Source organism: Klebsiella sp. X13, from assembly GCF_003323835.1.
Lineage (GTDB): Bacteria > Pseudomonadota > Gammaproteobacteria > Enterobacterales > Enterobacteriaceae > Klebsiella > Klebsiella ornithinolytica.
The window spans coordinates 2,461,851-2,473,152 of record NZ_CP030874.1; the positions used below are offsets into that span (position 1 = coordinate 2,461,851).

Annotated in this window: 10 protein-coding genes; 4 read left to right on the forward strand and 6 right to left on the reverse strand. The window is 53.9% G+C overall.

Features of this window, described 5'->3' with window-relative positions:
- Window positions 1-5: 5 nt before the first annotated feature.
- Complete coding sequence (locus DSD31_RS11725; protein WP_004862570.1) at window positions 6-1,388, reverse strand: amino acid permease; 1,383 nt, start codon at window positions 1,386-1,388, stop codon at window positions 6-8.
- 178 nt (window positions 1,389-1,566) lie between these two features.
- Window positions 1,567-2,517 (reverse strand): DUF1471 family protein YdgH, encoded by a 951-nt coding sequence (gene ydgH, locus DSD31_RS11735; RefSeq protein WP_004862568.1) that lies wholly within the window; start codon window positions 2,515-2,517, stop codon window positions 1,567-1,569.
- 522 nt (window positions 2,518-3,039) lie between these two features.
- On the opposite strand from ydgH, the gene pntA reads away from it, so the two are divergent.
- The 3 genes from pntA to DSD31_RS11755 all read left to right on the forward strand — a co-directional run bounded on the left by pntA (window position 3,040) and on the right by DSD31_RS11755 (window position 6,305).
- On the forward strand, window positions 3,040-4,569 hold the full coding sequence (gene pntA, locus DSD31_RS11745; protein ID WP_004862565.1) for a Re/Si-specific NAD(P)(+) transhydrogenase subunit alpha: 1,530 nt from the start codon (window positions 3,040-3,042) through the stop codon (window positions 4,567-4,569).
- 10 nt (window positions 4,570-4,579) lie between these two features.
- Entirely contained in the window at window positions 4,580-5,968 is a 1,389-nt protein-coding gene (gene pntB / locus DSD31_RS11750) for a Re/Si-specific NAD(P)(+) transhydrogenase subunit beta (protein WP_004862561.1), read from the forward strand.
- Between the two features lie 148 nt (window positions 5,969-6,116).
- Complete coding sequence (locus DSD31_RS11755; RefSeq protein WP_004862559.1) at window positions 6,117-6,305, forward strand: YdiH family protein; 189 nt, start codon at window positions 6,117-6,119, stop codon at window positions 6,303-6,305.
- 138 nt (window positions 6,306-6,443) lie between these two features.
- On the opposite strand, the gene uspE is transcribed toward DSD31_RS11755, so the two are convergent.
- The 3 genes from uspE to ogt form a co-directional block, all read right to left on the reverse strand.
- On the reverse strand, window positions 6,444-7,394 hold the full coding sequence (uspE, locus tag DSD31_RS11760) for a universal stress protein UspE (RefSeq protein ID WP_004862557.1): 951 nt from the start codon (window positions 7,392-7,394) through the stop codon (window positions 6,444-6,446).
- Window positions 7,395-7,532: 138 nt separating this feature from the next.
- Complete coding sequence (fnr, locus tag DSD31_RS11765; RefSeq protein WP_004862555.1) at window positions 7,533-8,285, reverse strand: fumarate/nitrate reduction transcriptional regulator Fnr; 753 nt, start codon at window positions 8,283-8,285, stop codon at window positions 7,533-7,535.
- 195 nt (window positions 8,286-8,480) lie between these two features.
- Window positions 8,481-8,996 carry a methylated-DNA--[protein]-cysteine S-methyltransferase gene (ogt, locus tag DSD31_RS11770; RefSeq protein ID WP_004862553.1) on the reverse strand — a complete coding sequence of 172 codons (516 nt, stop codon included), beginning with the start codon at window positions 8,994-8,996 and terminating at the stop codon, window positions 8,481-8,483.
- 137 nt (window positions 8,997-9,133) lie between these two features.
- On the opposite strand from ogt, the gene DSD31_RS11775 reads away from it, so the two are divergent.
- Window positions 9,134-9,400: a hypothetical protein gene (locus DSD31_RS11775; RefSeq protein ID WP_004862550.1), complete on the forward strand. Its 267-nt coding sequence runs from the start codon at window positions 9,134-9,136 to the stop codon at window positions 9,398-9,400.
- 353 nt (window positions 9,401-9,753) lie between these two features.
- On the opposite strand, the gene abgT is transcribed toward DSD31_RS11775, so the two are convergent.
- Entirely contained in the window at window positions 9,754-11,280 is a 1,527-nt protein-coding gene (gene abgT / locus DSD31_RS11780) for a p-aminobenzoyl-glutamate transporter (RefSeq protein ID WP_004862546.1), read from the reverse strand.
- Window positions 11,281-11,302: the final 22 nt, after the last annotated feature.

The following is an 11,302-nucleotide window of genomic DNA, read 5'->3' on the forward strand; positions in this document are numbered from 1 at the left end:
ACCGCTTACCCCACCAGCATCCACGTTGCCGGTACAGCGGCAACCAGCAAAAAACCAATTAAGGCTAATTCACGGCGTTTGAGCATGCGATCGTGCTGGTGCGTACGGCGAGCGTACAGGAAAACCAGAAGACCCGGAGCGTAAAGTACCACTGACAACAATAAATGCACAGGGCCGGATGCATATAATAACCATAAGCCATAAATACATGCACCGACACCCACCGCCTTATGCAGCGGGCGTACAGCAATCTTCAGCAGGAAGGCGCCCACGAGGAAATAGGGCACCAGAATCATCTCTGACGCGATGGTCAATAACGTATTGTAATCAGACTTTGTCAGCCAGATGAGCACCAGCGACAGCTGAACACTGATATTGGTTAGCCACAGCGAGGCCGACGGGGCGTTGTTTTTATTCTGCCGGGCGAAGCGGCGCGGAAATGCTTTATGCGTCGCGGCCAGCCAGGGAACTTCTGCCGCCATAATGGTCCAGCTCAGATAGGCGCCGCACACGGAAATAATCAGCCCGGCAGCGATCACTACTTCGCCCCATGAGCCCATCATTTTCACCATCAGGCCGGCCATCGACGGATTACGCATTTCGGCCAGTTCCGGACGGGCGACCACGCCTAAAGAGAGCAGGGTCACCAGCAGATAAACCACCAGTGCGGAAAGGACCGCCAGCAGCGTAGCGCGGCCGACATCCTGTTTATTACGCGCCCGCGCGGAAACCACGACCGCACCTTCCACACCGATAAACACCCATAGGGTGATCAGCATGGTGTTCTTCACTTGCTCCCAGACCGGTACGCCGAGCGCCAGACCGCTAAAATCAAGGCGGAACGTCTCCAGACGAAAGGCGATGACGGCGAGGATGATAAATGCACCGAGTGGGATCAGCTTGGCCAGGGTGGCGATCAGGTTAATGCCTGCGGCGGTCTGGACGCCGCGCAGGACCAGAAAGTGCACCACCCACAGCAGGACCGACGCGCCCACGATCGCCTGCCAGGTATTCCCGTTGCCGAAAATAATGGCGTCCGGAGTATCGGTAAAGAAGCTGAGCGCGGCAAAAACAATCACCAGATACGAGACGTTGGCGATCACCGCGCACAGCCAGTAGCCCCAGGCGGAGCAAAAACCGACGAGTTCACCGAAACCTTCGCGGGCATAGGTGAAGATACCGCCGTCAAGATCGGCGCGAATGCGGGTCAACAGCAGCATGGCGAAGGCGAGGAATAAAATCCCCACGCCGGTGATTGCCCAGCCAATCAGCAGCGCCGACGGGCTGGCGACGGCCGCCATGTTTTGCGGCAAGCTGAACACCCCTGCGCCCAGCATTGAGCTCAGTACCAGTGCGGTCAAGGCGCTGAGGCCCAGTTTCTTTTCCATTGTATTCCCGAGGTGACGGCAGTGAATCAAGAATATTTATTTGGCGAAATCGCATAAAAATGGAGGATTACGCTAAGGCGCGGGATTTTACGGAGTGTCTTGTGCGCATGCAATGGTGGCGGATGAAAAAAAACAAAAAGGCGGCATATTGCCGCCTTTTTACACAGTGCCGATACGATTATTTATACAGGTCTGCGCTGATGGTGATGTTACCGCCACGTTCCTGCCACTGGCGGGTAATGTGGTAGTACTTCGCCCCTTTCTTCGCCGCGCGCTTGGCGGTCTGGTAAGAAATCTCGGTCATGTTGCCGTAATTGCCGGTGAACTTGATGCTGTCAAACGGCGCCATCTGGGCCGCGGTAATCTTGTTCACTTCTTCGACTTTGGTGCCATCCGGCAGCGTGACGGTGTAACGTCCACCTTTTGATGACTGGGTTTCGAAGAAACGACCTACGCCGGTACCGGAACCGACGGCTGCCGTGGTGGCAACGCCTGGGATTTCAACATTTTTCGCAGCGGTGCCGCCTTCAGCCAGCGCCGCGCGACCGGCTTCAGAGTCGGCCGGGATCGCATCCGGGCTCTGCAGAACGCGTTTTCTGGCATCGGCTTTATAGATATAGGCAGTAATACGCTGGTTACCGCCCTGGTTGGCATCAACCTGACGGACGATAAAGAAGGAGGCGGCACCTTTGGCTTTCGCCGCTTTAGTGATCGCATCATTCACTTCCGGCTGACTGCGATAAAAGCCCTGCACGGTCACGGTATCAAAAGGCTCAAGTTCGACGGCCTGATCCTTTGGTAACTCCATGACGCCATTGATGACGCGATTTTTCGGGGCATCCGCCTGCGGGGCATTGTCTTTATACAAGTCTGCCGTTACGCGCCAGTTGCCGCTGTTGCCATAATCAGAAGTGTCGACAACATAAAATGAGGCCGCGCCATCTTTGTCCGCTTTACGGGACATGGCTTTTACCGCATCGCCGATGGCATTAAAACGGCCCGTGATCACTACGCGATCGTAGGGTTTTAGCGCCGCCGCCTGCTCCGGAGTCAGCTCGGTCGCTGCATGGGCTGACAACGCTGTCGTAGCCAGGAGAGCAGACGCCAGGAGTGAGTTCTTAAGCTTCATAAAAATAATCCTTTGCCTTGCGCAAACCATGTACTGGTATTGTTGTTGACTGATAACGCTCGATTATTGCATTTAAAAGGAGTCACTGTCTGCGTCATTTTTTGCTTACCGCCCGAAACGTGCTTCACAATAATATAACAATTTCTGATATGTTGAAAAAACAGCCGCTTGACCAGCAAAATTGATAATCAATACCACTTTTATAAGTTAACGTAATGTTAATGTTATGTTCTTGCTGGCGATTAATGGCGTATTACTGCATCAGTTAAGCGATTTATCAGGCCTGACCATAAATTTAAGGTAAATATTGCTGCCTGACACGGTTCGCGATGCGTTTTACCAATAAAATCAAAATTTCTGTTTTATCGCAGTAGATCACAATCGCTATTTTCAGTAGGTTATAAAAAGTTTGTTACTGTTTCATTTTTTCAGTCAATGGAAAAGAAACGGCATGTTTTGCCGCTTAACCGTCGTCTGTAAGAAAAGAAAAACCATCATCAAAAACCGATGGAAGGGAAAACTATGCGTATCGGGGTACCAAAAGAACGGTTTGCCAATGAAACCCGCGTCGCTGCCACGCCGAAAACGGTGGAACAGCTGCTAAAACTCGGGTTTACCGTTGCCGTTGAAAGCGGCGCGGGTCATCTGGCAAGTTTCGATGACGAAGCCTTTGCTCAGGCGGGTGCAGAAGTTGTAGACACCGCTGAAGTCTGGCAGTCATCCATTATTCTGAAGGTGAACGCACCAGAAGAACATGAAATTGCATTACTCAATCCGGGCACCACGCTGGTGAGCTTTATCTGGCCTGCGCAAAATCCTGAGCTGATGCAGAAATTAGCGGCTCGCGATATCAACGTGATGGCGATGGATTCAGTGCCGCGTATTTCTCGCGCCCAGTCGCTGGATGCGCTCAGCTCGATGGCCAACATTGCCGGCTACCGGGCGATTGTTGAAGCGGCCCACGAATTTGGTCGCTTCTTTACCGGTCAGATCACCGCTGCCGGCAAAGTTCCGCCGGCGAAGGTCATGGTCATTGGCGCCGGCGTCGCCGGACTGGCGGCCATCGGCGCGGCGAACAGCCTCGGCGCCATTGTCCGTGCGTTCGATACGCGTCCAGAGGTGAAAGAACAGGTGCAGAGTATGGGCGCCGAGTTCCTGGAGCTGGACTTTAAAGAAGAGGCGGGCAGCGGCGATGGCTACGCCAAAGTGATGTCGGAAGCCTTTATTAAAGCCGAAATGGCGCTGTTTGCCGCGCAGGCCAAAGAGGTGGACATCATCGTCACTACGGCCCTGATCCCGGGTAAACCGGCGCCGAAGCTGATTACCCGTGAAATGGTTGACTCCATGACCGCGGGCAGCGTGGTGGTCGACCTGGCATCGCAGAACGGCGGCAACTGTGAATACACCGTTCCTGGCGAAGTGGTGACTACCGCCAACGGCGTGAAGATCATCGGCTATACCGACCTGCCGGGCCGTCTGCCGACGCAGTCCTCGCAGCTGTACGGGACTAACCTGGTCAACCTGCTGAAGCTGCTGTGCAAAGAGAAAGACGGCAATATCACCATCGATTTTGACGACGTCGTGGTTCGCGGCGTGACGGTGGTTCGTGAGGGCGAAGTGACCTGGCCGGCGCCGCCGATTCAGGTTTCTGCCCAGCCGCAGGCTGCGGCGAAGCCTGTTGATGCGCCGAAAGAAGCAGAAAAACCGACCTCACCGTGGCGTAAATACGCGCTGATGGCGCTGGCGATTATTCTGTTTGGCTGGCTTGCCAACGTGGCGCCGAAAGAGTTCCTCGGTCACTTTACCGTCTTCGCGCTCTCCTGCGTGGTGGGCTATTACGTGGTATGGAACGTTTCTCATGCGCTCCACACGCCGCTGATGTCGGTGACCAACGCTATTTCAGGGATTATCGTTGTCGGAGCGTTATTGCAGATCGGCCACGGTGGCTGGGTCAGCTTCCTGAGTTTTATCGCGGTGCTGATCGCCAGCATTAATATTTTTGGTGGTTTCACCGTTACTCAGCGCATGCTGAAAATGTTCCGCAAGAACTAAGGGGTAGCACATGTCTGGAGGATTAGTTACAGCTGCATACATTGTTGCCGCTATTCTGTTTATTTTTAGCCTTGCGGGGCTGTCAAAGCACGAAACCTCGAAGCAGGGTAACCTGTTCGGGATGGCCGGGATGGCTATCGCGCTGCTGGCGACCATTCTCGGGCCGGATACCGGCAACGTGGCGTGGATCATCCTGGCGATGGTTATCGGCGGCGCGATTGGTATTCGCCTGGCGAAGAAAGTCGAAATGACCGAAATGCCGGAGCTGGTTGCCGTGCTGCACAGCTTTGTGGGCCTGGCCGCGGTGCTGGTAGGCTTTAACAGCTACCTGTATCACGAAGCGGGTATGGAACAGATCCTGGTGAATATTCACCTGACGGAAGTGTTCCTCGGCATCTTTATCGGTGCGGTGACCTTCACCGGCTCGATTGTGGCCTTTGGCAAACTGCGCGGCAAGATTTCGTCTAAACCGCTGATGCTGCCGCATCGCCATAAGCTGAATCTGGCGGCGCTGGTGGTTTCCTTCCTGCTGCTGGTGGCCTTTGTTCGCACCGACAGCACAGGAACTCAGGTTCTGGCGCTGCTGGTGATGACGGTCATTGCCCTGGCCTTTGGCTGGCATCTGGTGGCTTCGATCGGCGGGGCAGATATGCCGGTCGTGGTCTCAATGCTGAACTCCTACTCGGGCTGGGCAGCGGCAGCGGCGGGCTTTATGCTCAGCAACGACCTGCTGATTGTGACCGGGGCGCTGGTGGGCTCGTCGGGTGCGATTCTGTCTTACATCATGTGTAAGGCGATGAACCGCTCATTCTTCAGCGTGATTGCCGGCGGTTTTGGTACCGATGGTTCCTCTACCGGCAGCGATGAAGAAGTAGGCGAACACCGTGAAATCAGCGCCGAAGATACCGCGGAAATGCTGAAAAACTCGCACTCGGTGATCATCACCCCGGGCTACGGCATGGCGGTCGCGCAGGCACAGTATCCGGTGGCGGAAATCACCGAAAGATTACGTGCTCGCGGCATCAAAGTGCGCTTTGGTATTCATCCGGTTGCCGGACGTTTGCCTGGGCACATGAACGTACTGCTGGCGGAAGCGAAAGTGCCGTATGACGTGGTGCTGGAAATGGATGAGATCAACGACGATTTCACCGATACCGATACCGTGCTGGTTATCGGCGCCAACGACACCGTTAACCCGGCGGCGCAGGACGATCCGAAGAGTCCGATCGCCGGCATGCCGGTGCTGGAAGTGTGGAAAGCGCAAAATGTGGTGGTCTTTAAGCGTTCAATGAACACGGGTTATGCCGGCGTTCAGAACCCGCTGTTCTTCAAAGAGAACACCCACATGCTGTTTGGCGATGCGAAAGCCAGCGTCGACGCAATTCTCAAAGCGTTGTAATGGTTTACCATCCTAAATAATGTTTGATTCTGAAGCCGTCTCTGCTGAGACGGCTTTTTTATATATACAGCAAGGCCATGAATTGCTCATAAAGTCGTCAGCCCGGAGTGCTATACTAAGCCTGTTTTTTCATCACTCTGAGGATATTATGGATACCGAATTAACCCCGGCGCAAATGGCAATCGAGTTTCTGCGTCGCGACCCAACAGCATTAACCCCCGCGCAGTACCTGAAAAAATTCAAACTTCTTGAGCTGGAATTTGCGGATTTGATGTCGCTCTCTTCCAGCGAGCTGAAAGAAGAGATCGATCATGCCTGGCGCTTAGGTATCCATTAAAAGCATTGTTGCTGTCTATGTGTTGTCGATGACGGGGCCGAAAGGCCCTTTGTTTTTTCCGTTGCCGGAGTGGATAGCTAAAAAAATCCCCCGCCGAAGCAGGGGAACGTATTTTACGCAGCATCAATCCGCGATCGATTAATCGTCGTCCTCGTCATCCATTTCAACCGGCGTTTTGTACTGCTCAGGCTTGAGAACCAGCAGGTCGCAGCGCAGATGGTCGATAACCTGCTCGGCGGTATTGCCGAGAAAGGCCGCCGACAGCCCGGTGCGCCCGACGGTGCCCAGAACCACAATCCCCGCCTGCAGGTGTTCAGAGAGGTCAGGAATGACCTCTTCCGGCAGGCCTTTTTCAACGTGGGTGCGGTTTTCATCAATGCCGAATTTTTGCCGCAGGGCCTTCATGGCCAGCAAATGCTGACCGCGAATGGCATCGTTGTAGATACTGGGGTCAAAATCAGGTAGTTCGATAGCGATATTAATCGGCGTTACCGGGTAGGCGCCCACCAGATGGACTTCGGTATGGTTGACCTGGTCCGCCAGTTCGAGGGTTTCTTTAACCAGTTTTTCGTTTAACGCGTCGTGGTAATTTTCTTCGCTGGCCAGATTGACGGCCACCAGCGCTTTGCCGCCTTCCGGCCACGGCTGATCTTTTACCATCCAGACCGGACATGGGCATTTACGCAGCAGATGCCAGTCGGTTGGGGTGAAAATAACGGCCTCCAGCTTGTCATGCTGGTGCGCCATTTTCAGCAGCAAATCGTGTTTGTCGCTGAGGATTTCCTGAATAATGGCTTCGAAGGGGCGATTGTGCCACACCACCTTAATCTCAATGGGAACACCGGATTCAATATAAAACCGGGCCTGTTCTTTGATCCAGGCGCTACGTTGGCTGATAACGCCCTGGCGCATCGCCGTCCGCTCGTCGGGCGACAGCAGGGTTGTCATCTCATAGGAAAAATCGTAGATCGGCAAAAAGGCTTTGATGCGTCCACCAATCCGTTGGTGTAGATACACCGCACGCCGCAATGCAGGCTGGTCGTCCTGATTGGGGTCGATTACTACCAGCATGTTCTGATACTTGGCCATACAGGGTCTCCTTACAACTGTAACCACAGTCTGTCTTTAAAAAGATAACCTATATGGATGAAATGAAACAGGGGATGACCCTGGCCAGATCAACAAATCAGAAAAAAAATGAGCGATCTGGCGGAGGGACAAAGAGGATCAGGCGACGTTGCGGGCCTGACCAGCGAGCTGAGCAAGCAGGTCGCTATTTTCGATGGTGATGTATTTGCCTTTTACCGCCAGCATGCCGCTTTTCTGGAAACGCCCCAGCAGACGGCTGATGGTTTCGACGGTCAGACCAAGATAGTTGCCGATATCACCGCGGGTCATCGTCAGGCGGAATTCGCGAGGCGAGAAACCGCGCTGCGCGAAACGACGGGACAAATTATAAATAAAGGCCGCCAGACGCTCTTCCGCATTCTTTTTAGACAGCAGCAGGATCATGTCCTGGTCGCCTTTGATCTCGCCACTCATCAGCCGCATCATTTGCTGGCGCAGATTGGGCATTTTACCGGAAAGATCGTCCAGCGTTTCGAAAGGGATTTCGCAGACCATTGAGGTTTCCAGCGCTTGTGCAAAGCTCGGATGCAGCGCGGTACCGATGGCATCAAAGCCAACCAAATCACCTGCCAGGTGGAAGCCGGTAATCTGCTCGTCACCTTGTTCGGTAATGGTATAGCTTTTGATGGTGCCCGAACGAATCGCATACAGAGATTTCAGCTCATCGCCAGCTTTGAATAAGGTTTGCCCTTTCTGGATTGGCTTTTTACGCTCGATGATATTATCCAGCTGATCAAGCTCGTGCTCGTTCAGAGTAAAAGGGATGCAAAGCTGACTAATGCTGCAATCCTGACAATGGATTGCGCAACCGCCAGACTGAATGCGTCGTATAATTCTCTTTTCCGGGATCATAAGTCTGCTCAAGCCTTAATTGATATTGGTCAATTTTAACATCTTTTTGGTGAGCAGGTAAGCCTCGAACCCGTGAAACACGTAATATTAAAAGGGTAAAGCTTTTATCACTTTTATCTCATTGATAACCAATGCAATGTTGGTCGGAAGCATATTGTAAAGTTACCTGATGCTTCCGATAAAAGGCACGTAGCGTTAAAGCAGCAGATACCCCTCATGGCGCAATAACCACTCTTTCCGCTGCACGCCGCCGGCATAGCCGGTCATGGTGCCATTTCGCCCAATCACGCGGTGGCAGGGCACGACAATGCTGACCGGGTTTGAACCGTTGGCCGCGCCGACCGCACGCGCCGCGCCAGGACGCCCCAGCGTTTCCGCCAGCTGGCCGTAATGCATCACCTGACCGCAGGGAATAGTGCGCAGGGCTTGCCAGACTTCACGCTGAAAGGGGGTGCCTGCCGTTGCCGTCGGCAGCGTCTCAATGACGCTGAGATCGCCGGCGAAGTAGGCGTCAAGTTGGCGACTCAGTCCGCCGGGATCGCGGGCATCGATGCGTTGATAACCTTCATGACGATAATGCAGATCAAGCAGTTGCGTCATACGGTCGCTATGCTCGTCCCACTCCACGGCGCGCAGGCGAAACTGCTCGTCGCAAAGAATCCATAACGGCCCCAGCGGGGTGTCGATTTTGTCCTGAAGCAGTACCAGCATCATTTCTCCTTGTTACCTGATTAGCAAGATAACTATTGCGTGATATTGACAAGATATCACGCACGCCGTTCCGCCAACTATACTCCTGAAAGATAATCCACCGCTGTGCGGATAAAGGCCGGGAACCGGGGGAAGAAATGACGCGCGATTTCAATCTGCATACGGCTGCTGAGACGGATAAAACCGCGGAGATACCGTCTGCGGTGATGTTTATTTTTGTATTAATTACGCCGCGCGGGTGTGACGGGTTTTTGTTACTTTTATTCGGCGGCGAATTCCCCTGTGCGGAGGAGCGTTCAGTTCATTTTTCTCTGCAGTTTGTCATACGCACGCGGATTAGTAAGAACTGGCTAATTCATCGGGAGGCACCCGGCGCCGCGAATAAATATACAGGCATTCCTTGAGTCAATTATTTTGCCAGCACCCCGGTGTTGGCTTTTTTTTATAACCATTAGAGGTATCGATATGCAATATATGCTGACAGGACTTTTAATCTTGATTATCAGTGGTTTATTGTTAAACGCTGTCTCTCTTGCGATTGAGTCGGTATATAAGATGCTGAAAGAGATGCATTTAAAAAAACGGCATCTTTAAGAATGTCGCAGGACAACCTCGGGTGACGAAAAATGCGGCGCAGACGACAAGGCTGATATTATAAAAAGTCTGGAGATGAACGCTTCTCTCCACGCGATCACGCGATGATGCGTGTCGTCACGCGCGCAGCGGAGGGTGACCAGGCTCTGGCCACCCGGTTTTATCAGGACAGGCGCGGGTAAATTCCCGGGCCGATGGGTAAACCCAGCCAGTACCATATCACCAGCATCAGAAGCCACACGACGAGGAATATCAGAGGATAGGGCAGGACGAGTGAATAATAAGTACCGAGTTTCGCATCTGAGCGATAGCGTTGCAGGAAGCCAAGAAACAGCGGGACAAACGGCGATACCGGCGCCAGCGGCAGGACCGACGAATCCGCGATGCGGAACAGTATCTGGGCAAAGGCCGGATGAAACCCGAGCAGCATAAACATCGGCACAAAGATCGGCGCCAGAATGGACCAGATTGCCGAGCCGCTGGCGATAAACATACAGAGAAATGCCGACAGTAGCGCCAGGCCAACAAAAGCCGGTACTCCGCTCATTCCCGCCTGCTCCAGCAAATCAGTCAGCCCCACGGCCATAAATTTACCCATATTGCTCCAGTTAAAAATGGCAACAAACTGGGCCAGCGGGAACACCATGACGATAAACCCGGCCATCTCTTTCATCGGTTCGATCATTAACGGCGGCAAATCCGCCTGACGACGAATTTTCCCGGTGGCAATACCGTAGGCCAGCGAGACGAAGCAGAAGAAAAAAATAATCAGCGGCACAATGCCTTTAATAAAGGGAGAGGGCATCACCGTATGGCTGACCGGATCGCGCAGAATACCGTTCTGCGGCACGACCATGATGGCGACCAGAGCGATAAAAACCAATGACGCGATACCGGCAACCCGCAGCCCGAAGCGTTGCTCCGCCGTCAGCGCCTCAAGTCTGTCCTCGCTGCGGCCTTCCCAGCTTCCCAGCCGCGGTTCAATCAACTTATCGGTGATAAGCCCCCCAACCAGGGTCAGAACGATGACCGAACTGGCCATGAAATACCAGTTGTCGATAACGCTGACATGCAGCGAGCCATCCAGTGTTTTTGCCGCCTCGGTACTGATGCCCGAGAGCAGCACATCGGTCGTGACAATCAGCAAATTAGCGGTGAACCCACAGCCGACGCCGGCAATCGCCGCCAGTAAGCCCGCGACCGGGTGGCGGCCAACGGCGAGAAACATCAGGGCGCCTAGCGGCGGCATAATCACCAGAGCGGCGTCGGATGAGATGTGGCTAAAAAAGGCGATAAACAGCACCATATAGCTGGCGTAGCGCGCGCTGACGTGCGAGGCCATTTTGGCCATCAGCGCCGGCAGCAATCCCACCCGCTCCGCAAGTCCAGCGCCGAGCACCAGCGCCAGAATCGCCCCCAGCGGTGCAAACCCGCTGAAGTTCTTGATGACGTTTGGTAAAAACCAGTGTAACCCTTCGACGCTGAGCAGGTTTTTGACCACCACGGTGGAGCCGTCCGTCGGGTTGATCACCGCCACGCCAAAGGCCGACAGCGCGGCGGTGGCTACCGCCAGCACCACGATAAGATAAATAAACAGCAAAAAAGGGTGTGGAACCTTGTTACCGATCTTTTCAACCCAGCTGTACAGCTTCCCGTTGGGGGAAGGCGACGGTATGGATGACATACTCATGGGCATTCCTCAGTCGTTGTTG